This is a genomic window from Pseudomonas sp. PD9R, assembly GCF_019200975.1.
GTDB lineage: Bacteria > Pseudomonadota > Gammaproteobacteria > Pseudomonadales > Pseudomonadaceae > Aquipseudomonas.
The window spans coordinates 77326-101869 of record NZ_JAHTMR010000016.1 but is presented as its reverse complement, the minus strand read 5'-3'; the positions used below and the strand labels follow the sequence as shown (position 1 = coordinate 101869).

The 24544-nt window shown below is 57.4% G+C and carries 20 protein-coding genes and 2 tRNA genes; 20 read left to right on the top strand and 2 right to left on the bottom strand.

All coding sequences use genetic code 11. The features are described from left to right. Window positions 1-55: 55 nt before the first annotated feature. On the bottom strand, window positions 56-1729 hold the full coding sequence (gene recN, locus KUF73_RS25455; protein WP_218440750.1) for a DNA repair protein RecN: 1674 nt from the start codon (window positions 1727-1729) through the stop codon (window positions 56-58). A 240-nt stretch (window positions 1730-1969) separates the two neighbouring features. On the opposite strand from recN, the gene grpE reads away from it, so the two are divergent. From grpE to KUF73_RS25415, 8 genes are all read left to right on the top strand, one after another. After that, window positions 1970-2536, top strand: a complete 567-nt coding sequence (gene grpE / locus KUF73_RS25450; protein ID WP_218440749.1) for a nucleotide exchange factor GrpE — start codon at window positions 1970-1972, stop codon at window positions 2534-2536. Window positions 2537-2638: 102 nt separating this feature from the next. Further along, window positions 2639-4555 (top strand): molecular chaperone DnaK, encoded by a 1917-nt coding sequence (gene dnaK / locus KUF73_RS25445; protein WP_218440748.1) that lies wholly within the window; start codon window positions 2639-2641, stop codon window positions 4553-4555. 298 nt (window positions 4556-4853) lie between these two features. Further along, complete coding sequence (gene dnaJ / locus KUF73_RS25440; protein WP_116260296.1) at window positions 4854-5978, top strand: molecular chaperone DnaJ; 1125 nt, start codon at window positions 4854-4856, stop codon at window positions 5976-5978. A 9-nt stretch (window positions 5979-5987) separates the two neighbouring features. After that, window positions 5988-6794, top strand: a complete 807-nt coding sequence (gene dapB / locus KUF73_RS25435) for a 4-hydroxy-tetrahydrodipicolinate reductase (protein WP_218440747.1) — start codon at window positions 5988-5990, stop codon at window positions 6792-6794. A 259-nt stretch (window positions 6795-7053) separates the two neighbouring features. Next, window positions 7054-8190: a glutamine-hydrolyzing carbamoyl-phosphate synthase small subunit gene (carA, locus tag KUF73_RS25430; RefSeq protein ID WP_218440746.1), complete on the top strand. Its 1137-nt coding sequence runs from the start codon at window positions 7054-7056 to the stop codon at window positions 8188-8190. Between the two features lie 118 nt (window positions 8191-8308). Next, window positions 8309-11530 (top strand): carbamoyl-phosphate synthase large subunit, encoded by a 3222-nt coding sequence (carB, locus tag KUF73_RS25425; protein WP_218440745.1) that lies wholly within the window; start codon window positions 8309-8311, stop codon window positions 11528-11530. Continuing rightward, window positions 11527-12003 carry a transcription elongation factor GreA gene (gene greA, locus KUF73_RS25420; protein ID WP_218440744.1) on the top strand — a complete coding sequence of 159 codons (477 nt, stop codon included), beginning with the start codon at window positions 11527-11529 and terminating at the stop codon, window positions 12001-12003. Before carB ends, greA begins: the two co-directional genes overlap by 4 nt. A gap of 28 nt (window positions 12004-12031) precedes the next feature. After that, window positions 12032-12436, top strand: coding sequence for an MFS transporter (locus tag KUF73_RS25415; RefSeq protein WP_218440743.1), 405 nt, complete (start codon window positions 12032-12034; stop codon window positions 12434-12436). A gap of 9 nt (window positions 12437-12445) precedes the next feature. Here the strand turns inward: KUF73_RS25415 and KUF73_RS25410 are convergent, their stop codons facing one another. Next, on the bottom strand, window positions 12446-12754 hold the full coding sequence (locus KUF73_RS25410) for a YhbY family RNA-binding protein (RefSeq protein ID WP_007942889.1): 309 nt from the start codon (window positions 12752-12754) through the stop codon (window positions 12446-12448). A 101-nt stretch (window positions 12755-12855) separates the two neighbouring features. Between KUF73_RS25410 and rlmE the strand changes: the two genes are divergently transcribed. The 12 genes from rlmE (at window position 12856) to rbfA (ending at window position 24542) form a co-directional block, all read left to right on the top strand. Then, entirely contained in the window at window positions 12856-13485 is a 630-nt protein-coding gene (gene rlmE, locus KUF73_RS25405; RefSeq protein ID WP_218440742.1) for a 23S rRNA (uridine(2552)-2'-O)-methyltransferase RlmE, read from the top strand. A 202-nt stretch (window positions 13486-13687) separates the two neighbouring features. Continuing rightward, on the top strand, window positions 13688-15598 hold the full coding sequence (gene ftsH / locus KUF73_RS25400) for an ATP-dependent zinc metalloprotease FtsH (protein WP_218440741.1): 1911 nt from the start codon (window positions 13688-13690) through the stop codon (window positions 15596-15598). 8 nt (window positions 15599-15606) lie between these two features. Beyond that, complete coding sequence (gene folP, locus KUF73_RS25395; protein WP_218440740.1) at window positions 15607-16458, top strand: dihydropteroate synthase; 852 nt, start codon at window positions 15607-15609, stop codon at window positions 16456-16458. Window positions 16459-16476: 18 nt separating this feature from the next. Further along, window positions 16477-17814, top strand: coding sequence for a phosphoglucosamine mutase (gene glmM, locus KUF73_RS25390; protein WP_218440739.1), 1338 nt, complete (start codon window positions 16477-16479; stop codon window positions 17812-17814). Window positions 17815-17880: 66 nt separating this feature from the next. Next, complete coding sequence (gene tpiA / locus KUF73_RS25385) at window positions 17881-18636, top strand: triose-phosphate isomerase (RefSeq protein WP_218440738.1); 756 nt, start codon at window positions 17881-17883, stop codon at window positions 18634-18636. Between the two features lie 4 nt (window positions 18637-18640). Then, window positions 18641-19024 (top strand): preprotein translocase subunit SecG, encoded by a 384-nt coding sequence (secG, locus tag KUF73_RS25380; protein ID WP_218440787.1) that lies wholly within the window; start codon window positions 18641-18643, stop codon window positions 19022-19024. A gap of 21 nt (window positions 19025-19045) precedes the next feature. Beyond that, window positions 19046-19131: transfer RNA gene (locus KUF73_RS25375), tRNA-Leu, on the top strand. A gap of 97 nt (window positions 19132-19228) precedes the next feature. After that, window positions 19229-19305: transfer RNA gene (locus KUF73_RS25370), tRNA-Met, on the top strand. A gap of 138 nt (window positions 19306-19443) precedes the next feature. After that, the gene (rimP, locus tag KUF73_RS25365) at window positions 19444-19902 is read left to right on the top strand and encodes a ribosome maturation factor RimP (RefSeq protein ID WP_038843818.1); all 459 of its coding nucleotides are present in this window, start codon (window positions 19444-19446) and stop codon (window positions 19900-19902) included. A gap of 47 nt (window positions 19903-19949) precedes the next feature. Next, the gene (gene nusA / locus KUF73_RS25360; protein WP_008057419.1) at window positions 19950-21431 is read left to right on the top strand and encodes a transcription termination factor NusA; all 1482 of its coding nucleotides are present in this window, start codon (window positions 19950-19952) and stop codon (window positions 21429-21431) included. Between the two features lie 27 nt (window positions 21432-21458). Then, window positions 21459-23981 carry a translation initiation factor IF-2 gene (gene infB / locus KUF73_RS25355; RefSeq protein WP_218440737.1) on the top strand — a complete coding sequence of 841 codons (2523 nt, stop codon included), beginning with the start codon at window positions 21459-21461 and terminating at the stop codon, window positions 23979-23981. Between the two features lie 159 nt (window positions 23982-24140). Then, window positions 24141-24542 carry a 30S ribosome-binding factor RbfA gene (rbfA, locus tag KUF73_RS25350; protein WP_218440736.1) on the top strand — a complete coding sequence of 134 codons (402 nt, stop codon included), beginning with the start codon at window positions 24141-24143 and terminating at the stop codon, window positions 24540-24542. Window positions 24543-24544: the final 2 nt, after the last annotated feature.

Sequence of the window (24544 nt, the reverse complement as noted above, 5' to 3'; positions counted from 1 at the left end):
GTTCGCGAAACGAACGAAGGCGACCTTAGGGTCGCCTTCGTGCTTTCTGTGGGCCTTAAACTTTCGCAGTAACCACCATTTTCCTGGCGTGAGCTAAGGATTCTTTGGTGAGGTCAATGCCGCCCAGCATCCGCGCCACTTCTTCGACACGATCGTTCTTACTCAGCTTGGAAACGGCCGTGCGGGTGGCATCTTCGCCACGTACTTTGTGCACAAACAGGTGTTGATGACCTTGTGCCGCCACTTGTGGCAAGTGCGTGACGGTCAGAACCTGCCCGCGCTCACCCAATCGACGTAGCAACTGACCAACGATTTCGGCTGTCGGGCCGCCGATGCCTACGTCTACTTCGTCGAACACCAGCGTTGGTACGCGGGAGGTTTGTGCGGTGATGACCTGGATGGCCAGGCTGATCCGTGATAGTTCACCGCCCGATGCCACTTTCGCCAAGGCTTTTAAAGGTTGGCCCGGGTTGGCACTGACCAGCAGTTCGACCTGTTCGAGTCCGTTAGGCAGCAGTTCGTCACCACTGTTAGGGCGTAGCTCAATGGTGAAGCGGCCGCCGGGCATGCCCAGGCGCTGGATTTCCTGTTCTACCGCGCAAGCCAGGCTACTTGAGGCTTGATGGCGCAGATCGCTCAGTTCCCGAGCCTTTTCCTGATAGTGACGAGCGTAAGACGACAATTCGTCGCTCAGTCGTTCAATGGACTCGTCATTGGCATTCAGGGTTTCAATTTCATCGAGGAGCTTCTGCTGCATCTCGGCGACTTCGGTTGGCTGGATACGGTGTTTGCGCGCCAGGGTGTAGATCGAATCCAGGCGCTCCTCCAGATATTGAAGGCGCGACGGGTCCGCGTCGAAGTTGTCGAGAAAGCGATTCAGTTCGCCAACGGCCTCTTCGACCTGGATTTGCGCGCTGGTCAACAGGCTGCTGGCTTCTCCGAGTGCGCCGATTGAGTTGTTCACGCTCGACAGCCGGTTGAGGCTGGCGGTCAGCGCGTTCAGCACATTGCCGGAGTCACTTTCACTGCATTGCTCGACGACTTGCCGGCAGATGCCCAGCAAGGTTTCAGCGTTGGTCAGGTTTTTGTGTTCCTGTTCCAACTGCTCGAGTTCGTTGTCGCCAAGACCCAGATTTTCCAGTTCTTCGAGTTGATAGCTGAGCAGTTGATGGCGAGCACGCTGCTCGTCGCCGGAGTTGGAGAGGCGCTCCAGTTCCTGGCGGGTCTGGCGCCAGCGCTGGGCAGCCAGTTGCACCTGGCGGGCAAGGTCCGTCGCGCCGGCGTACTCATCAAGCAGGCGGCGGTGGGTGTCGGTCTTGAGCAGGGATTGATGTTCGTGTTGGCTGTGGATGTCGATCAGTAGTTCGCCCAGCGCCTTGAGGTCGCCGAGTGGGCAGGGCGTGCCGTTGATGTAGCCGCGTGAGCGCCCTTCGGCGGTGATTACGCGACGCAGGATGCACGGGCCATCGTTTTCCAGATCGCGCTCGGCCAGCCAGGTACGGGCTTCAGGGATGTCGACCAGATCGAAGGTGGCGAGGATGTCGGCCTTGTCTGCGCCGGGACGGACGACGCCGCTGTCGGCGCGATCGCCCAGGGTCAGGCCGAGGGCGTCGAGCATGATCGACTTGCCGGCGCCGGTTTCCCCTGTGATCACGCTCATCCCGCGATCGAGTTCGAGATCGAGATGTTCAACGATGGCGTAGTTATGTACGGACAGGTGCACCAGCATAAAGGCCGCTCCCAGGCATTAGGTCTGGTTATTTATACAGTGTTTTGTTTCTGGCTGACAATGCCCCTCGTTAGCTCGATTTGCTTGATCCGACGAAATCGTTAGTGCAGTGGGGAATGACAATGCAGCGTTTTTTGTAGGGTTAATCTCATTAAACCCCTTGAAGCTGAATTTTGCGGCCCCATATAGCTGGGCAGAAGCGCGAGTTGAGCTCGCGGACGATATTGAAAGGAGAATTCTATGGCTGACGAACAGACAGTGGATACGCAAAATCTAGACGCCGATCAGGCTTCCCAGACTTCGGGTGATGACTTGGCGGCTCGTGTACAAGTGCTCGAAGAGCAACTGGCAGGTGCGCAGGATCAGGCTTTGCGTGTGGCCGCCGATCTGCAGAACGTCCGCCGTCGCGCCGAGCAGGATGTAGAAAAGGCTCACAAATTCGCGCTGGAAAAATTTGCCAGTGACTTGCTGCCGATCATCGACAGCCTGGAGCGTGGCCTGGAGTTGTCCAACCCGGATGACGAAAGCATCCGCCCGATGCGCGAAGGCATCGAGCTGACCCTGAAAATGTTCCAGGACACCCTGAAGCGTTATCAGCTGGAGGCGATCGATCCGCATGGCGAACCGTTCAATGCCGTTCTTCATCAGGCAATGGCCATGCAGGAAAGCGCCGACCTCGAGCCAAACAGCGTGCTCAAGGTGTTCCAGAAGGGTTACCAGCTCAACGGTCGCCTGCTGCGCCCGGCGATGGTCGTGGTCAGCAAGGCACCGGCGCCGGTTTCGCCTTCTATTGATGAGCAGGCTTGAAATTAGCCGTAAGGCCCCCATTTAGAAGTCAAGCGTTTAAGTGCTACCGCAGTTAGCCACCACTGCTGCGGCAACCAAATCCAAAGTTTCGGGAGAGTGAACATGGGCAAAATTATCGGTATCGACCTGGGGACTACCAACTCCTGCGTCTCCGTACTTGAAAACGGCGTAGCCAAAGTTATCGAAAACGCCGAAGGCGCGCGTACCACGCCGTCGATCATCGCTTACGCCAACGATGGCGAAATCCTCGTTGGCCAATCGGCCAAGCGTCAGGCAGTGACCAATCCGCACAACACCCTGTACGCGGTGAAGCGTTTGATCGGTCGTCGCTTCGAAGAAGAAGTTGTACAGAAAGACATTCAGATGGTGCCTTACAAGATCGCCAAGGCTGACAACGGCGACGCTTGGGTTGAAGTGAACGGCCAGAAAATGGCACCGCCACAAATCTCGGCTGAAATTCTGAAGAAAATGAAGAAGACCGCCGAAGACTACCTCGGCGAGCCAGTGACTGAAGCGGTGATCACCGTTCCGGCCTACTTCAACGATAGCCAGCGTCAAGCGACCAAAGACGCCGGCCGCATCGCGGGTCTGGACGTAAAACGTATCATCAACGAACCGACCGCAGCTGCTCTGGCTTACGGTATGGACAAGGCCAAGGGCGATCACACCGTGATCGTTTACGACTTGGGTGGCGGTACTTTCGACGTTTCCGTGATCGAAATCGCTGAAGTCGATGGCGAGCACCAGTTCGAAGTGTTGGCCACTAACGGTGACACCTTCCTCGGTGGTGAAGACTTTGACATTCGTCTGATCGACTACCTCGTCGAGGAATTCAAGAAAGAAAGCGGCATGAACCTCAAAGGTGACCCGCTGGCGATGCAGCGTCTGAAAGAAGCTGCCGAAAAAGCCAAGATCGAGCTGTCTTCTGCTCAGTCGACCGACGTGAACCTGCCGTACATCACTGCAGACGCCACCGGTCCTAAGCACTTGAACGTGAAGATCTCGCGCGCCAAGCTGGAAGCGCTGGTTGAAGACCTGGTTCAACGCACCATCGAACCTTGCCGCATTGCTCTGAAAGACTCTGGTATCGACGTTGGTGCCATCAACGACGTGATCCTGGTGGGCGGTCAGACCCGTATGCCACTGGTTCAGAAGCTGGTGACCGAGTTCTTCGGTAAAGAAGCGCGTAAAGACGTTAACCCGGACGAAGCAGTTGCCATGGGCGCTGCAATCCAGGGCGCGGTACTGGCCGGTGACGTGAAAGACGTTCTGCTGCTCGACGTCAGCCCGCTGACCTTGGGTATCGAAACCATGGGTGGCGTGATGACTGCGCTGATCGAGAAAAACACCACGATTCCTACCAAGAAATCGCAAGTGTTCTCGACTGCCGACGACAACCAGGGCGCCGTGACCATTCACGTGCTGCAAGGTGAGCGTAAGCAGGCCGCACAGAACAAGTCCCTGGGCAAGTTCGACCTGGCCGAGATTCCACCAGCACCACGTGGCGTGCCACAAATCGAAGTGACCTTCGACATCGACGCCAACGGCATTCTGCACGTAGGCGCCAAAGACAAGGCCACTGGCAAGACTCAGTCGATCGTGATCAAGGCCAACTCCGGTCTGTCCGACGAAGAGATCGAGCGCATGGTGCGTGATGCCGAGGCTAACGCTGAGGAAGATCGCAAGTTCGAAGAGCTGGCTGCTGCCCGTAACCAGGGTGATGCACTGGTTCACTCGACGCGCAAAATGGTCGCTGATGCTGGCGATAAAGTGAGCGCCGAAGAGAAGACTGCAATCGAAGCTGCTGTAGTTGCCCTGGAAGCCGCTGTCAAAGGCGACGACAAGGCTGCAATCGAAGCCAAGGTTGAAGAGTTGTCCAAGGTCTCCGCGCCAGTGGCTCAGAAGATGTACGCCGAACAGGCTCAACCAGCTGAAGGCGCTGCACCGCACGCTGAATCGGCTGAAAAAGCTGACGACGTCGTCGACGCTGAGTTCGAAGAAGTCAAAGACCACAAGTAAGTTGTTGGTCGGCCGGTTGACTGCCTTGAGGCGGTGACTGGTAGGATGTCGCCGCGCGGGAGCTTGCTCCCGCGTTGGCGTGTCTGGAGTAAGCGAATTTTTACAGCATGCGACAACGTTCGCCTGCTGCCGGCATGGTCGGGAATGCTCCTGCTTTCCGAGCCGAAAGTGCCACATAGAAACAAAGACCAGGATCGTTGAATTGACGTGAGTTGGGTCCGGGCCTGTATTGGGGCTCAACGAGTTTGGCGAGGCTCAGGAGAGGTTTGCCGAACGTCCTCAAGAGTGCAAAAGAATTATGGCAAAGCGTGACTATTACGAAGTATTGGGTGTTGAGCGAGGCTCAAGCGAGGCGGACCTGAAAAAGGCCTACCGTCGCCTGGCGATGAAGCATCACCCGGACCGTAATCCCGATGACAAAGCGTCGGAAGATATGTTCAAGGAGGCCAACGAGGCCTACGAAGTGCTGTCCGATTCCAGCAAGCGCGCAGCGTACGACCAGTACGGCCATGCTGGTGTTGATCCGAGCATGGGTGGCGGCGGTGCCGGTTTCGGCGGCCAGAACTTCTCCGATATCTTTGGCGATGTCTTCAGTGACTTCTTTGGTGGCGGTCGCGGTGGTTCCCGTGGCGGCGCTCAGCGCGGCAGCGACCTGCGCTACACCCTGGAGTTGGATCTGGAAGAAGCGGTGCGCGGCACGACCGTGAATATCCGCGTTCCGACGCTGGTCAACTGCAAGCCGTGCGATGGCTCTGGTGCCAAGAAAGGCTCCTCTCCGGTGACTTGCCCGACGTGCGGCGGTATCGGTCAGGTGCGTATGCAGCAAGGCTTCTTCTCGGTGCAGCAAACCTGCCCACGCTGCCATGGCCAGGGCAAGATCATTTCCGATCCGTGCGATTCCTGCCACGGTGAAGGTCGTGTCGAAGAATACAAAACCCTGTCGGTGAAAGTGCCGGCCGGTGTCGATACCGGCGACCGAATTCGCCTGTCCGGCGAAGGCGAGGCTGGCGCTCAGGGTGGCCCGACTGGCGACCTGTACGTGGTGATCAATGTGCGCGAGCACTCGATCTTCCAGCGTGATGGCAAGCACCTGTTCTGCGAAGTGCCCATTAGTTTTGTCGATGCTGCGCTGGGTGGCGAGCTGGAGATTCCGACCCTTGATGGTCGGGTCAAACTGAAAATCCCTGAAGGGACCCAGACGGGCAAGCAGTTCCGTGTTCGCGGGAAGGGTGTTGCGCCGGTGCGCGGTGGTGGTGCAGGTGACTTGATGTGCCGTGTGGCGGTCGAAACCCCGGTCAACCTGAGCCGTCGTCAGCGTGAGATGCTTGAAGAGTTCCGCAGTTCGCTGGCGGACGACAACAGCCATTCTCCGAAAACCACTGGTTGGTTCGAAGGCGTGAAACGCTTCTTCGGCGATCTGTAAGGAGTCGTCATGCGACGTATAGCTGTGATGGGCGCTGCCGGGCGCATGGGTAAGATTTTGATCGAGGCGGTGCAGCAGCGCGCGCCGCTCACCGGTTTGACGGCAGCCATCGTCCGCCCTGGTAGCACGCTGATTGGTGTGGATGCCGGTGAATTGGCTTCGCTGGGGCGAATCGGCGTGCCGTTGTCCGGAAATCTGGATGCGGTGGCGGATGAGTTCGATGTACTGATCGATTTCACCTTGCCGGAAGTCATGTTGAAAAACCTGGCGTTCTGCCGCAAGGCGGGCAAGGCCATGGTTATTGGCACGACAGGGCTGGATGCGGCGCAAAAGCAGTTGCTGGCCGAGGCGGGCAAAGACATTCCGATCGTGTTCGCTGCCAACTTCAGCGTGGGTGTGAACCTGTCGCTGAAATTGCTCGATATGGCAGCTCGAGTGTTGGGCGATGATGCGGATATCGAAATCATCGAGGCTCACCATCGGCACAAGATCGATGCGCCTTCTGGTACTGCCCTGCGCATGGGTGAGGTGATCGCCAGCGCGCTGGATCGTGATCTGCAAAAGGTCGCGGTCTACGGGCGTGAAGGTCACACCGGTGTGCGTGAGCGTGAAACCATCGGCTTTGCCACTGTTCGCGGTGGTGATGTGGTGGGTGATCACACGGTGCTGTTCGCCTGTGAAGGTGAGCGTCTGGAAATCACGCACAAGGCATCGAGTCGCATGACATTCGCCAAGGGTGCGGTGCGTGCCGCGTTGTGGCTGGATGGTCGTGAGCCCGGCCTCTACGACATGCAAGACGTGCTCGATCTGCGTTAAGATGCGCCCGAAATCGGGTTCAAACATGCCGTTTGAGCCCGATTTTGCTCCGCCAAGCGACGACCTGTCGCATTCTCCGGCCTTTCGGGCTCATTGGCGGTAGACCAAAAATGCCTTTTTCTGTAAGCTACAGCTTTAGTGTGTCCACTAAAAGCGCGCAGAATAATTCAGTGAAGAAGCGGGGTGACGTGTCCATACGTCACTCCGCTTTTTTACAGCCTGCGATCGCCCTTTCAGGCTTTATTTACGGGAGGTCTTCTTGACTAAGCCAGCCATACTCGCCCTTGCTGATGGCAGCATTTTTCGCGGCGAAGCCATTGGAGCCGACGGTCAAACCGTTGGTGAGGTGGTGTTCAACACCGCAATGACCGGCTATCAGGAAATCCTTACTGATCCTTCCTACGCCCAACAGATCGTTACCCTGACTTACCCGCACATCGGCAACACTGGCACCACGCCGGAAGACGCCGAGTCGAACCGCGTATGGTCCGCTGGCCTGGTCATCCGTGACCTGCCACTGGTTGCGAGCAACTGGCGTAATACGATGTCTTTGTCCGACTACCTGAAAGCCAACAACGTTGTGGCAATCGCCGGTATCGACACTCGCCGCCTGACGCGCATCCTGCGTGAGAAAGGCGCGCAGAACGGCTGCATCATGGCCGGTGACAACATCTCCGAAGAAGCCGCCATCGCTGCCGCCCAGGGTTTCCCTGGTTTGAAAGGCATGGACCTGGCGAAAGTCGTCAGCACCAAAGACACCTACGAATGGCGTTCGACAGTCTGGGATCTGAAAACCGACAGTCATGCGACTATCGATGCGTCCGAGCTGCCGTACCACGTGGTTGCCTACGACTACGGCGTCAAAGTGAACATCCTGCGCATGTTGGTCGAGCGCGGTTGCCGCGTGACCGTGGTGCCTGCCCAGACGCCTGCTGCTGATGTGTTGGCGATGAAGCCGGACGGCGTGTTCCTGTCCAACGGCCCTGGCGATCCGGAGCCTTGCGACTACGCGATCCAGGCGATCAAGGATGTCCTGGAAACCGAGATTCCGGTCTTCGGTATCTGCCTCGGTCACCAGCTGCTGGCCCTGGCCTCCGGCGCCAAGACCCTGAAAATGGGTCACGGCCACCACGGTGCCAACCACCCGGTGCAGGATCTGGACACCGGCGTTGTGATGATCACCAGCCAGAACCACGGTTTCGCGGTAGATGAAACAACGCTGCCAGCCAATGTTCGTGCGATCCACAAATCGCTGTTCGATGGCACCTTGCAAGGTATCGAGCGTACCGACAAGAGCGCCTTCAGCTTCCAGGGTCACCCTGAAGCCAGCCCTGGCCCGAACGACGTAGCGCCATTGTTTGATCGCTTCATCAACGAGATGGCCAAGCGACGCTGATCGCTCGCCTTGATGTTGCAAAGCTTGAGGGTGGTCCCGACAACGGCGGCCCCCTCAAGTCTTCAGAGATTGAACAAGACGGCTTGCCGACTGACCTGCGGATTTGAGTGACAAACCCATGCCAAAACGTACAGACATTAAAAGCATCCTGATTCTTGGCGCTGGCCCGATCGTTATCGGCCAGGCCTGCGAATTCGACTACTCCGGCGCCCAGGCCTGTAAAGCCCTGCGCGAGGAGGGTTACCGCGTCATCCTGGTGAACTCCAACCCAGCGACCATCATGACCGACCCGGACATGGCTGACGCTACATACATCGAGCCGATCAAGTGGCAGACCGTTGCCAAGATCATCGAGAAAGAGCGTCCGGACGCGCTGCTGCCGACCATGGGCGGCCAGACTGCTCTGAACTGCGCACTGGATCTGGAGCGCGAAGGCGTTCTGGAGAAGTTCGGCGTAGAGATGATCGGCGCTAACGCCGACACCATCGACAAGGCTGAAGACCGTTCGCGCTTCGACAAGGCCATGAAATCCATCGGCCTGGACTGCCCGCGTTCCGGTATCGCCCACAGCATGGAAGAGGCCAATGCGGTCCTTGAGAAGCTCGGCTTCCCATGCATCATCCGTCCGTCCTTCACCATGGGCGGCACTGGTGGCGGCATCGCTTACAACCGTGAAGAGTTCGAAGAAATCTGCGCTCGTGGTCTGGACTTGTCGCCGACCAAAGAGCTGCTGATCGACGAATCGCTGATCGGCTGGAAAGAGTACGAGATGGAGGTTGTCCGCGATAAGAAGGACAACTGCATCATCGTCTGCTCCATCGAAAACTTTGACCCGATGGGTGTGCACACCGGTGACTCGATCACCGTGGCGCCAGCACAGACCCTGACCGACAAGGAATACCAGATCATGCGTAACGCCTCCTTGGCGGTACTGCGTGAGATCGGCGTGGAAACCGGCGGTTCCAACGTCCAGTTCGGCATTTGCCCGGACACGGGTCGCATGGTCGTCATCGAGATGAACCCGCGTGTATCGCGTTCGTCGGCACTGGCTTCGAAGGCCACTGGCTTCCCGATTGCCAAGGTCGCGGCCAAGCTGGCCGTTGGCTACACCCTCGACGAACTGTCGAACGACATCACTGGCGGTAAAACCCCGGCGTCCTTCGAACCGTCGATCGACTATGTCGTCACCAAGCTTCCACGTTTCGCCTTCGAGAAATTCCCGAAAGCTGACGCACGCCTGACCACTCAGATGAAGTCGGTCGGTGAAGTCATGGCCATCGGCCGGACTTTCCAGGAATCCCTGCAGAAAGCCCTGCGTGGCCTGGAAGTGGGTGTTTGCGGCCTGGACGAGAAGCTCGACCTCAGCAATCCGGAAAGCATGAGCGTGCTCAAGCGCGAACTGACCGTGCCGGGTGCCGAGCGTATCTGGTACGTGGCGGACGCCTTCCGCGCCGGCCTGTCCGTCGAAGACATCTTCGGCATGAACATGATCGACCCTTGGTTCCTGGTGCAGATCGAAGACCTGATCAAGGAAGAAGAGAAGGTCAAGACTTTGGGTCTGTCGGCTATCGACAAAGACCTGATGTTCCGCCTCAAGCGCAAGGGCTTCTCCGATCAGCGTCTGGCCAAGCTGCTGGGTGTGACCGAAAAGAGCCTGCGCGCTCACCGCCACAAGCTGGAAATCTACCCGGTCTACAAGCGCGTCGACACCTGCGCTGCCGAGTTCGCCACGGATACTGCTTACTTGTACTCGACGTACGAGGAGGAGTGCGAGGCGGCGCCATCGGGTCGCGACAAGATCATGATCCTGGGTGGCGGTCCTAACCGTATCGGCCAGGGCATCGAGTTCGACTACTGCTGCGTACACGCGGCACTGGCCCTGCGCGAAGACGGGTACGAGACCATCATGGTCAACTGCAACCCGGAAACCGTTTCCACTGACTACGACACTTCTGATCGCCTGTATTTCGAACCGGTTACCCTGGAAGACGTGCTGGAAATCGTCCGCGTCGAGAAGCCAAAAGGCGTCATCGTCCAGTACGGCGGCCAGACCCCGCTGAAGCTTGCGCGTGCACTGGAAGCCGCTGGCGTGCCGATCATCGGTACGAGCCCAGACGCCATTGACCGTGCCGAAGACCGTGAGCGTTTTCAGCAAATGGTCCAGCGCCTGAACCTGCGTCAGCCGCCAAACGCCACCGTGCGCAGCGAAGACGAAGCGATTCGTGCCGCCGCCAAGATCGGTTACCCGCTGGTGGTGCGTCCGTCCTACGTACTGGGCGGTCGTGCGATGGAAATCGTTTACGAAGAAGAAGAACTCAAGCGCTACCTGCGTGATGCGGTAAAAGTATCCAACGACAGCCCGGTGCTGCTGGACCACTTCCTTAACTGCGCCATCGAAATGGACGTGGATGCGGTCTGCGATGGCACTGATGTAGTGATCGGCGCGATCATGCAGCACATTGAACAGGCTGGCGTTCACTCCGGTGACTCCGCGTGCTCGCTGCCACCGTACTCGCTGCCATTGCACATCCAGGACGAGATGCGCGAACAGGTCAAGAAAATGGCCCTGGAGCTGGGCGTGGTCGGCCTGATGAACGTTCAGTTGGCGCTGCAAGGCGACGACATCTACGTCATCGAAGTCAACCCGCGCGCTTCGCGTACCGTGCCGTTCGTGTCCAAGTGCATCGGTGTTTCCCTGGCGATGATCGCAGCTCGCGTCATGGCCGGTAAAACCCTGAAGGAAATCGGTTTCACCAAGGAAATCATTCCTAATTTCTACAGCGTGAAAGAGGCGGTGTTCCCATTCGCCAAATTCCCAGGTGTTGACCCGATCCTCGGCCCAGAGATGAAGTCGACCGGTGAAGTGATGGGCGTTGGCGACACCTTCGGTGAAGCGTTCGCCAAAGCACAAATGGGCGCTAGCGAAGTATTGCCGACCGGCGGTACTGCGTTCATCAGCGTGCGCGATGACGACAAGCCGCTGGTTGCAGGCGTGGCCCGAGATCTGATCAACTTGGGCTTCGAAGTGGTTGCCACTGCCGGTACTGCCAAGCTGATTGAGGCGGCTGGCCTGAAAGTGCGCCGCGTGAACAAAGTGACTGAGGGGCGTCCACACGTGGTCGACATGATCAAGAATGACGAGGTCACTCTGATCATCAACACCACCGAAGGTCGTCAGTCGATCGCGGACTCCTATTCCATTCGTCGCAACGCCTTGCAGCACAAGATCTACTGCACCACCACCATTGCTGCTGGCGAAGCTATCTGCGAAGCACTGAAGTTCGGTCCCGAGAAGACCGTGCGCCGCTTGCAGGATCTACACGCAGGATTGAAGGCATGATCAAATACCCAATGACCGTCCAGGGCGCCAAAGCCCTGGAAGAGGAGCACGCTCACCTGACCAAGGTCGTACGTCCGAAGCTCAGCCAGGATATCGGTACGGCCCGCGAGTTGGGTGACTTGAAGGAAAACGCCGAATACCACGCTGCTCGTGAGCAGCAAGGCATGGTCGAGGCGCGGATCCGTGACATCGAAGGCCGGATTCAGAATCAGGTCGTTATTGATGTCACGACTATTCCTCACACCGGTAAAGTGATTTTCGGCACGACCGTTGAAATCGCCAACGTCGAGACTGATGAGCGCGTCACTTATCACATCGTGGGTGAGGACGAGGCTGACTTTAAACTCGGCAAGATCTCTGTCGGTTCGCCACTTGCCCGCGCCTTGATTGCCAAGGAAGAGGGTGATGTGGTTGCTGTGAAAACGCCTGGTGGCGTTATCGAGTACGAGATTGTCGAAGTTCGTCACATCTAAAAGCAGGCGCCCGCTTCGTGCGGGCGCGATGCTTTGGCAACTGACTCAGATGTTATGGGTCGGTGGCCTGTGGTTGTTACATATCGGTTTGCTGCCGGTGCTGGGGCGAATTGGCCTGGCGCCGCTGCTGATCGATGAAATTGCAGGCATGCTGAATGCGCTGATGGTGGGATTCGCCGCAGCGTGTGTGGTTTTTCAGGCTTTGGTGCTGGTTCAGGCCGAGGGCCTTGCCAGTCTATGGCGCGATATTCGCGGGCAGTTGCTGTTGATGGCGCTGTACGCGTGTGTGATGTACTTCGTCGTGCGTATCGTCTGGCCGGATGCGGAGCGCTGGCAGGTGTTCAGTTATCTGGTTCTGGGTTTTTCCGGGCTGGTGCTGGTGTTGCAGCCAGTGCCGGGATGGAGTGGCAGGGTGCGCGAAGCACACCCTTGACCCTTGCCGTCACTTGAAACGATGGACGTTCGACAGCTGCTTGTTGACGCTGAAGTTCTTGCGGTAAATCAGTGCCATCTTGCCGATGACCTGAACCAGGTCCGCTTTGCCAACCTTGCACAGTTCTGCAATGGACGCCAGGCGCGACTCGCGATCGAGGATGTTGAGCTTGATTTTGATCAGCTCGTGATCCGCCAAAGCGCGTTCAAGTTCGGCTAACACACCTTCAGTCAAACCGTTGTCCGCCACAATCAAAACTGGTTTCAGATGGTGGCCGATGGATTTGTACTGTTTCTTCTGCTCTTGAGTGAGCGGCATAATCTGACCCTTTCGTCTGGATTCTGTAAAATGGCGGCCATTTTACCCGAGGGCTCGTGGATCCGCCCAATTAATCACGACCCTTATCATCGAGGTGCCCAATGGCGCGTTCCAAGACAAGCCTTGGTTGGCTGAAAAGACATGTCAACGATCCCTATGTGAAGCAGGCGCAGAAGGATGGCTACCGCTCGCGTGCGAGTTACAAACTTCTGGAGGTCCAGGAGAAATACAAGCTGATCCGTCCTGGTATGAGCGTTGTCGACCTGGGTGCGGCGCCTGGTGGCTGGTCGCAGGTCACCAGCCGGCTGATCGGTGGTCAGGGTCGTCTGATCGCCTCGGACATCCTGGAAATGGACAGCATTCCGGACGTGACTTTCATCCAGGGTGACTTTACCCGGGACGAAGTGCTCGCCCAGATCCTTGAGGCCGTGGGTAATTCGCAGGTGGACCTTGTGATTTCCGATATGGCCCCCAATATGAGTGGTACGCCTGAAGTGGACATGCCAAAAGCCATGTTTCTTTGCGAGCTGGCGCTTGATCTGGCGGCTCGGATACTCAAGCCGGGTGGTAATTTCGTGATCAAGGTTTTTCAGGGCGAAGGGTTCGATGCTTACGTGAAGGACGCTCGTCAGAAATTCGACAAGGTCCAGATGATCAAGCCGGACTCTTCCCGTGGCAGTTCTCGCGAGCAATACATGCTGGCTTGGGGTTACCGCGGCCGTAGTGAATAAAATGCGGTTTTCTTGCGGGGCGATAGGATTTTCGTATTTCGCCCTGTAAGAAATAGCGAATATTGTGTAGGAAGTGTTTCACAAAGGGTTACAGACGGCGCCTGCCAGAGTTGTAGGTAATGTAGTAAGTTAGGCCGGTGAATATCATGCGAAGCGCGCGCCATTAGCGGAGCTTGCTTCAGAGGGTAGTTAATTGAACGATATGGCAAAGAATCTGATCCTGTGGTTGATCATCGCGGCTGTCCTGGTGACGGTGATGAACAACTTCTCCAGCCCTAACGAGCCGCAGACCCTCAACTATTCCGACTTCATCCAGCAGGTCAAGGATGGCAAGGTCGAGCGCGTGGCAGTTGATGGCTACGTGATTACCGGCAAGCGCAACGATGGCGATAGCTTCAAGACCATTCGTCCGGCAATCCAGGACAATGGCCTGATCGGCGACCTGGTGGATAACCACGTCGTGGTCGAAGGCAAGCAGCCTGAGCAGCAAAGCATCTGGACTCAACTCCTGGTCGCAAGCTTCCCGATTCTGGTCATCATTGCCGTGTTCATGTTCTTCATGCGGCAGATGCAGGGCGGCGCCGGAGGCAAGGGCGGGCCGATGAGTTTCGGCAAGAGCAAGGCGCGCCTGCTGTCTGAAGATCAGGTGAAAACCACCCTGGCTGACGTTGCCGGTTGCGACGAAGCCAAGGAAGAAGTCGGGGAGCTGGTCGAGTTCCTGCGTGATCCGGGCAAGTTCCAGCGCCTGGGTGGTCGTATTCCGCGCGGCGTGCTGATGGTGGGGCCACCGGGTACCGGTAAAACCTTGCTGGCCAAGGCAATTGCCGGCGAAGCCAAAGTGCCTTTCTTCACCATTTCCGGTTCCGATTTCGTCGAGATGTTCGTCGGCGTCGGTGCGAGCCGTGTTCGCGATATGTTCGAACAGGCCAAGAAACACGCTCCATGCATCATCTTTATCGATGAAATTGACGCCGTCGGTCGCCACCGCGGTGCCGGTATGGGCGGTGGTCACGACGAGCGCGAGCAGACTCTCAACCAGTTGCTGGTAGAGATGGACGGCTTCGAAATGAATGACGGCATCATCGTGATTGCTGCAACCAACCGTCCTGATGTACTGGACCCTGCGCTGCTGCGTCCGGGTCGTTTCGATCGTCAGGTTGTGGTTGGTCTGCCGGATATCCGTGGTCGCGAGCAGATTCTCAAGGTCCACATGCGCAAAGTGCCAATGGGTGACGACGTTGCTCCGGCCGTGATTGCTCGTGGTACCCCTGGTTTCTCCGGTGCTGACCTGGCTAACCTGGTGAACGAAGCGTCGTTGTTCGCCGCCCGTGCCGGCAAACGCATCGTCGAGATGAAAGAGTTCGAACTGGCAAAAGACAAGATCATGATGGGTGCCGAGCGCAAATCCATGGTCATGTCCGAAAAAGAAAAGCAGAACACTGCATATCACGAAGCGGGCCATGCCATTGTTGGCCGCGTCGTGCCTGAGCATGATCCGGTGTACAAAGTCTCGATTATCCCTCGCGGTCGTGCGCTGGGTGTGACCATGTTCCTGCCGGAAGAAGATCGCTACAGCCTGTCCAAGCGCGCATTGATCAGTCAGATCTGTTCGCTGTACGGCGGTCGTATCGCTGAAGAAATGACCCTTGGCTTCGATGGCGTTACCACAGGTGCTTCCAACGACATCATGCGTGCCAGCCAGATTGCGCGAAACATGGTGACCAAGTGGGGCTTGTCGGAAAAACTCGGTCCGCTGATGTATGCCGAAGAGGAAGGTGAAGTGTTCCTCGGTCGTGGCGGTGGTGGTCAGAGTGCAAGCTTCTCCGGCGAAACAGCCAAGCTGATCGACTCCGAAGTGCGCAGTATCATTGATCAGTGCTACGGCACGGCGAAGCAGATCCTCACGGATAATCGCGACAAGCTCGACGCCATGGCTGATGCCTTGATGAAGTACGAAACGATTGATGCCGAGCAAATCGACGACATCATGGCGGGACGCCCACCTCGCGAGCCTCGCGACTGGTCGGGTGGCACCGGCACTTCCGGAACACCTCCGGTAGTGCAGGATGAGCGTCCGCAAACACCTATCGGCGGCCCGGCTGCTGACGTTTAAGGTTTGAAATGACTTCTGTTCAGTCCTCAACCCGGTTGCCTTGCGGCAGCCGGGTTCTTGATTTGGCCCAGACGCACGTCATGGGCATTCTTAATGTCACTCCCGATTCTTTTTCCGATGGCGGTCAATACAGCCAGCTTGATGCGGCCTTGCGTCACGCCGAAGCCATGGTGGCGGCGGGCGCGACACTGATCGATGTGGGTGGTGAATCTACGCGCCCGGGTGCCAGGGCGGTTTCGCCGCTGGAAGAGCTGGAGCGCGTTGCACCAATCGTCGAACGCATTCACCGAGAGCTGGATGTGATCATCTCGGTGGATACTTCCACGCCATCCGTCATGCGCGAAACCGCACGACTGGGTGCTGGGTTGATCAACGACGTGCGTTCACTGCGCCGTGAAGGGGCACTGGATGCGGCGGCGGCAACCGGTTTGCCGGTCTGTCTGATGCACATGCTTGGCGAGCCGGGCGACATGCAAGACAATCCGCATTACCAGGACGTAACGAAAGAAGTGGGTGAGTTTCTCGCTGAGCGTATGGCTCAATGTGCGGCGGTTGGAATTGCGGCTGAGCGGATCATTCTTGACCCGGGCTTTGGCTTCGCCAAAACCCTGCAACACAATTTAAGCTTGTTCAAGCATATGGAAGCCTTGCATGCCTTGGGGCGACCCCTGCTGGTTGGTGTTTCGCGCAAGAGCATGATAGGTCAGGCACTGAGTCGCCCGGTGGGTGAGCGCTTGTATGGCGGGCTCGCTCTCGCTGCGCTGGCTTCGCACAAGAGAGCGCGTATATTGCGCGTCCATGATGTCGCCGAAACAGTCGACGTGGTGAGGATGATCGCCGCAGTGGAATCAGCCGAATAAGAATGATGGAGCACACTTATGACTAAAAAATACTTTGGCACCGACGGCATTCGTGGTCGTGTCGGTGAGTATCCGATTACTCCTGACTTCATGTTGAAGCTCGGTTGGGCTGCTGGCATGGCCTTCCGAAAGATGGGCGCCTGCAAGGTTTTGGTAGGCAAAGACACTCGGATTTCCGGATACATGTTCGAATCGGCACTTGAGGCCGGGCTGACGTCGGCAGGCGCTGACGTCATGCTCCTGGGCCCGATGCCGACACCGGCCATCGCCTACCTGACGCGTACCTTCCATGCCGAAGCTGGCATTGTGATCAGTGCTTCGCACAATCCTCATGACGACAACGGCATCAAATTTTTCTCCGGCAAAGGCACCAAACTACCGGATGAAGTCGAGCATATGATCGAAGAGTTGCTCGATACGCCGATGACTGTGGTTGAGTCGAGCAAGATCGGTAAGGTTTCGCGAATCAACGATGCTTCGGGTCGTTACATTGAATTCTGTAAGAGTAGTGTGCCGACCGGCACCAGCTTTTCCGGCCTGAAAATCGTAATCGACTGCGCTCATGGCGCGACGTACAAGGTAGCGCCTAGTGTGTTTCGTGAGTTGGGCGCCGAAGTTGTCGTCCTGTCTGCGCAGCCCAACGGATTGAACATCAACGACAATTGCGGCTCGACTCACATGGGGCAGTTACAGGCTGCTGTGCTGGCTGAGCACGCCGATCTGGGTATTGCGTTCGACGGTGATGGCGATCGCGTTCTGATGGTCGATCACACGGGTACCATCGTCGATGGTGATGATCTGCTGTTCATCATTGCCCGCGACCTCCATGAGCGTGACCTGCTGAAGGGCGGCGTGGTCGGTACGTTGATGAGCAACCTGGGGTTGGAGTTGGCCCTGGCGGATCTGGCGATTCCATTTGTGCGCGCCAATGTTGGCGACCGTTATGTCATTGCTGATCTGCTGGAGCGCAATTGGCTGGTGGGTGGTGAAAATTCGGGGCATATCGTTTGCTTCAATCACACCACGACCGGTGATGCGATCATTGCTGCGCTGCAGGTGTTGATGGCGCTCAAGACTCGCTCGGAAGGGTTGGCGCAAGCGCGTCAGGCGCTACGCAAGTGCCCGCAAGTGCTGATCAATGTGCGATTCGGCGGTGGTGCGAGTCCTCTTGATCATCCGTCGGTCAAGGAGGCCAGCGAGCGCGTGACCAAGGCCATGGCGGGTCGCGGACGGGTGCTGTTGCGCAAGTCCGGAACCGAGCCATTGGTGCGCGTCATGGTCGAAGGTGAAGACGAAACACTGGTGCGCGGCTATGCCGAAGAGTTGGCAAAACTGGTAACTGAAGTTTCTGCCTGAATTCGGCTTGCCAGCCTTGATTGTGTTGGGTAACATCTGCGCCCACTTTGACCGACGAGGTACAGCATGCGTCGCCCTATGGTAGCTGGTAACTGGAAGATGCACGGTACCCGCGCCAGCGTCGCTGAGCTGATTAACGGCCTTCGTCATTTGGCCTTGCCGAGCGGTGTTGATGTAGCGGTATTCCCACCTTGCCTGCATATCAATCAAGTGATTGATAGCCTGGAAGGAAAGTCGATTTCGGTCGGCGCGCAGAACTCTGCGGTGGAAACCGGGCAAGGCGCATTGACCGGCGAGATTTCGCCGAGTCAGTTGGTGGATGCAGGCTGTTCCTTTGTACTTGTCGGGCACTCCGAGCGCCGCCAGATAATGGGTGAGCAGGACGCAGTGCTGATTCGCAAGTTCGCAGCGGCGCAGGCATGTGGCTTGATTCCGGTGTTGTGCATAGGGGAAACCCTGGAGCAGCGTGAAGCCGGTAAAACTCTTGAGGTTGTCGGGCGTCAGCTGGGCAGCATCATCGAGGAGCTAGGTGTCGGCGTCTTTGCAAATGCAGTTATTGCTTACGAGCCGGTCTGGGCCATTGGCACCGGGCTGACTGCTTCGCCGCAACAGGCGCAGGATGTGCATGCAGCCATCCGCGCTCAGTTGGCGGCAGAGAATTCTGAAGTCGCGCAAGGCGCGCGGCTTCTATACGGCGGCAGCGTGAAGGCGGCCAATGCGGTCGAACTGTTCGGCATGCCGGATATCGATGGGGGGCTCATTGGTGGAGCTTCCCTGAATGCAGATGAGTTCGGTGCGATTTGTCGCGCCGCGGGAAACTGAAAAAATGCTGGAAACAGTCGTAGTCGTTTTTCATCTGCTGGGTGCATTGGGCGTAGTCGCTCTGGTATTGCTGCAGCAGGGTAAGGGTGCGGACGCTGGTGCGTCTTTCGGAGCAGGTGCTTCAAATACTGTCTTCGGAAGCCAAGGTTCTGCTACCTTTCTTAGTAAGTTTACTGCTATACTCGCCGCAGGTTTTTTCATAACCAGCTTGGGGTTAGGTTACTTTGCTAAAGAGAAAGCTCACCAGCTGACTCAAGTAGGTCTCCCAAACCCAGCGGTTTTGGAAGTTCCAAAGCAACAACCGGCTTCTGATGATGTTCCGGTGCTTCAAGAGCAAAAGTCGGCTTCTCCAGCGACTGACGTGCCTCCAGCTCAAGAGCAGAAATAAGAAGGGTTTAAACGTAGTATTGCCGAGGTGGTGGAATTGGTAGACACGCAACCTTGAGGTGGTTGTGCCCATAGGGTGTAGGGGTTCGAGTCCCCTTCTCGGTACCAATTAGTCAGGAGAGCCCGCTGTTGCGGGCTTTCTTGCAGGTGGAAGGTTACATTGACCCTGTCAGGGATCGGTCGTATACTTCCGCCCCAGCTTTGTCGCGGGGTGGAGCAGTCTGGTAGCTCGTCGGGCTCATAACCCGAAGGTCGTCGGTTCAAATCCGGCCCCCGCAACCAGTTTAAGGAGCCCCTTTTCAGGGGCTTTTTGTTAGCTGGACACTTTCAACGCCGCTGTTCGACGGCGTTTCAAGGATGGGCGTTTCGCCCATTTTTTTATTTTGCAAAGCATGCACATACATGCACGAGGGGGTTCAGGTGTCGAGCAAGCTAGAAGAGTTGCAGGCCTTGCTGGCCCCGGTGGTCGTGGCCCTAGGCTATGAATGCTGGGGTATTGAGTTTTCGGCTCAAGGTCGCCACTCAATGTTGCGCGTTTATATCGATAAAGAGGGCGGTGTGCTGGTGGACGATTGTGCCATTGTCAGCCGTCAGATCAGCGGTGTTCTGGATGTTGAAGATCCAATCTCCGTTGAATATACCCTCGAAGTTTCCTCGCCTGGCATGGAACGCCCGCTGTTCACTATTGAGCAGTTTGCAAAATTTGCCGGTGAACAAGTGAAGATCAAGCTGCGCTCGCCTTTTGAAGGTCGACGCAACTTTCAGGGCCTTCTGCGCGGTGTAGAAGAGCAGGATGTCGTGGTGCAGGTAGAAGACCATGAGTTCCTGTTGCCGATCGATATGATCGACAAGGCCAACATTATTCCCAGTTTTGACTGAGACGCGGATCCCGCGGATCCAATGGCTTGCGAAAGGCGAGGCGTACGATGAGCAAAGAAGTACTGCTGGTTGTTGAGTCGGTATCCAATGAAAAGGGCGTACCGGCAAACGTAATTTTTGAAGCGCTGGAGCTGGCTCTGGCCACTGCTACCAAAAAACGTTTCGAGGACGAAGTTGATCTGCGTGTGGAAATCAATCGCCACACCGGTGCTTATGAGACTTTCCGTCGCTGGACGGTCGTCGAAGAAGCAGACCTGGACGATCCGGCCATCGAAACCTGGCCGAGCAAGGTTGCTGAAACGCATCCTGGTGCCAAGGTTGGTGACGTCGTAGAAGAGAAGATCGAATCGATCGAGTTCGGCCGCATTGCTGCACAGACTGCCAAGCAAGTCATCGTGCAGAAAGTTCGCGAAGCCGAGCGCGCTCAGGTTGTTGACGCTTATCGCGAGCGCCTGGGTGAAATCATCTCCGGCACCGTGAAAAAAGTGACCCGCGACAACGTGATCGTCGACCTGGGTAACAACGCCGAAGCGTTGCTGGCTCGTGAAGACATCATTTCTCGCGAAACCTTCCGGGTTGGCGTGCGTCTGCGTGCGCTGCTCAAGGAAATCCGCACCGAGAACCGCGGCCCGCAGCTGATCCTGTCGCGTACCGCGCCGGAAATGCTGATCGAGTTGTTCCGCATCGAAGTGCCGGAAATCGCTGAAGGCCTGATCGAAGTAATGGCCGCCTCCCGTGATCCGGGTTCGCGTGCCAAGATCGCCGTTCGCTCCAAGGACAAACGCATCGACCCGCAAGGCGCTTGCATCGGTATGCGCGGTTCGCGCGTCCAGGCAGTGTCGGGTGAGTTGGGTGGTGAGCGTGTTGATATCGTCCTGTGGGACGACAACCCGGCTCAGTTCGTAATCAACGCCATGTCCCCGGCTGAGGTTGCGGCAATTATCGTTGACGAAGATGCCCATGCAATGGACATCGCCGTTGGCGCAGACAATCTGGCTCAGGCCATTGGTCGCGGTGGTCAGAACGTGCGTCTGGCTAGCCAGTTGACTGGCTGGACCCTGAACGTGATGACCGAATCGGACATCCAGGCTAAGCAGCAAGCAGAAACCGGCGACATCCTGCGCAACTTCATCGACGAGCTGGAAGTCGACGAAGACCTGGCGCAGGTGCTGGTAGATGAAGGCTTCACCAGCCTGGAAGAGATTGCCTACGTACCGTTGGAAGAAATGCTCAACATCGACGGCTTTGACGAAGACACCGTCAACGAGCTTCGCGCTCGTGCCAAGGATCGTTTGTTGACCAAAGCCATCGCTACTGAGGAAAAGCTGGCAGACGCCCATCCGGCCGAAGACCTGCTCTCGCTTGAGGGTATGGACAAGGATTTGGCGATGGAACTGGCGGTGCGCGGCGTAATTACCCGCGAAGACCTGGCCGAGCAGTCTATTGACGACCTGCTCGACATCGACGGCATTGACGATGATCGTGCCGGCAAGTTGATCATGGCCGCCCGAGCCCACTGGTTCGAGTAATTAGGCGCGGCCTGAGGAGAGAAGTGCATGACGCAAGTCACGGTGAAACAACTGGCCGATGAGGTCAAAACACCGGTAGAGCGCCTGTTGCAGCAGATGCGTGAGGCAGGTCTGCCGCACACCGCCGCCGAAGAACATGTGACTGACAGTGAGAAGCAATCGTTGCTGACTCACTTGAAAAGCAGCCACAAGGCGAAAGTGGAAGAACCACGCAAGATCACGCTGCAGCGTAAAACCACCAGCACCCTGCGTGTTGCTGGCAGCAAAAGCATCAGCGTTGAAGTACGCAAGAAGAAAGTCTTCGTACAGCGCAGCCCGGAAGAAATCGAAGCCGAGCGCAAGCGTGAACTGGATGAACGTCGCGCAGTAGAAAATGCTGCACGTCAGAAGGCTGAAGAAGAAGCCAAGCGTCGCGCCGACGAAGAAGCGCGTCGCCAGCCTGCTGCTGCGCCGACCGCTCCAGCCGAACCTGTTGCTGCCGCCCCTGTTGCAGTGGCCGAACCTGTGCGTGAAAGCGCGCCGGTTGTAGCTGCCGCACCGGCTGCCGATGCGCGCAAGCGTGACGAACAGCGCCGTCCGGACAAGCCACGTGCCGACGATAACAATCGTCGCGGTAGTGGTGATGGCGAGCGCAAAAACGCTCCGCATCGTGCTTCGGTCAAGGAAAAAGCGCCTGCTCCACGCGTAGCCCCACGTACTACCGACGAAGAAAGCGATGGCTTCCGTCGTGGTGGTCGCGGCAAGGCCAAGCTGAAAAAGCGCAACGCCCACGGTTTCCAGAGCCCAACCGGCCCTGTCGTGCGCGAAGTGAAGATCGGCGAGACCATCACTGTGGGCGATCTGGCCCAGCAGATGTCGGTCAAGGCTGCTGAAATCATCAAGTTCATGTTCAAACTGGGTACTCCAGCGACTATCAACCAGGTACTTGATCAGGAAACTGCTCAACTGGTTGCTGAAGAGCTGGGCCACAAAGTGACCCTGGTCAGCGACACCGCCCTGGAAGATTCCCTGGCCGAGTCCCTGAAGTTTGAAGGCGAGGCTGTTTCCCGTGCGCCAGTCGTGACCGTAATGGGCCACGTTGACCACGGTAAGACTTCCCTGCTCGACTACATCCGTCGTGCCAAGGTTGCAGCGGGCGAAGCCGGCGGCATTACCCAGCACATCGGTGCATACCACGTTGAAACCGACCGTGGCATGGTGACGTTCCTCGATACCCCTGGTCACGCCGCGTTTACCGCCATGCGTGCCCGTGGTGCCAAGGCGACCGACATTGTGATCCTGGTGGTTGCAGCGGACGACGGCGTGATGCCGCAGACCATCGAAGCCGTTCAGCACGCTAAGGCTGCTGGCGTTCCGTTGGTTGTTGCGGTGAACAAAATCGACAAGCCGGGCGCTGATCTCGATCGCATCCGTAGCGAACTGTCGGTTCACGGCGTGACGTCGGAGGAGTGGGGTGGTGACACACCATTCGTACCGGTTTCGGCGAAGATGGGTACTGGTGTCGACGAACTGCTCGAAGCTGTTCTACTGCAAGCCGAAGTTCTGGAACTGACGGCTACGCCTTCGGCTCCTGGCCGTGGTGTTGTGGTTGAATCGCGTCTGGACAAGGGCCGTGGCCCGGTTGCGACCGTTCTGGTTCAAGACGGTACCCTGCGTCAAGGCGACATGGTACTGGTCGGTTCGAACTATGGCCGCGTTCGCGCCATGCTCGACGAGAACGGCAAGTCAATCAAGGAAGCCGGTCCAGCCATCCCTGTCGAGATCCTCGGCCTGGACGGTACCCCGGACGCTGGCGACGAGATGAGCGTGGTTGCCGACGAGAAGAAAGCCCGTGAAGTGGCTCTGTTCCGTCAAGGCAAGTTCCGCGAAGTCAAACTGGCTCGTGCTCACGCCGGCAAGCTGGAAAACATCTTCGAAAACATGGGTCAGGAAGAGAAGAAGACGCTCAACATCGTCCTCAAATCCGACGTCCGTGGTTCGCTGGAAGCGTTGAACGGTGCCTTGAATGGCCTGGGTAACGACGAAGTTCAAGTGCGTGTGGTCGGTGGCGGTGTCGGTGGTATCACCGAATCCGACGCCAACCTGGCACTGGCCTCCAACGCTGTACTGTTTGGCTTCAACGTGCGTGCCGATGCCGGTGCTCGCAAGATCGTCGAGCAGGAAGGTCTGGATATGCGTTACTACAACGTGATCTACGACATCATCGAAGACGTCAAGAAAGCCCTGACCGGTATGCTCGGCAGCGACGTTCGCGAGAACATCCTGGGCATCGCCGAAGTGCGTGACGTGTTCCGTTCGCCGAAGTTTGGCGCGATCGCTGGTTGCATGGTTATCGAAGGTGTTGTTCACCGTAACCGTCCAATCCGTGTACTGCGTGAAGACATCGTTATCTTCGAAGGCGAGTTGGAATCCCTGCGCCGCTTCAAGGATGACGCTTCCGAAGTACGTGCCGGCATGGAATGCGGTATCGGCGTGAAGAGCTACAACGACGTCAAAGTCGGCGACAAGATCGAAGTCTTCGAGAAGGTTCAGGTTGCTCGCAGCCTCTAACTCGCGCACTTCAAGGGCCACGGCGAGCCGCTGCATGCAAGTGCGCGGCACGGCGTCAGGACTCTAAACGCAACGCCCGGTCTGGCTTTTGTCAGGCCGGGCGTTTGCCGCTTTCAGACCCCACGGGTTTCACCGTGAGGCAGTAACAGGTAACAAGACATGGCAAAAGAATACAGCCGTACCCAACGTATCGGCGATCAAATGCAGCGTGAGCTGGCACAACTGATCCGTCGTGAAGTCAAAGACCCGCGTGTCGGCCTGGTCACCATTACCGCTGTGGAAGTCAGCCGTGACGTTGGTCACGCCAAGATTTTCATCACTGTGATGGGACAGGACAGCGCCGAAGACATCGCGCAAAGCATCAAGGTGCTCAACTCGGCCGCCGGCTTCCTGCGCATGCAATTGGCTCGCGAGATGAAGCTGCGCAGCGTTCCACAGTTGCACTTCCACTACGACGAAAGCGTCGTGCGCGGCGCGCATCTGTCGGCCTTGATCGAGCGCGCAGTGGCTGAAGACAACCAGCATCCGGTTGCGGCAGACGCCGAAGACACCAAGGAGTAATC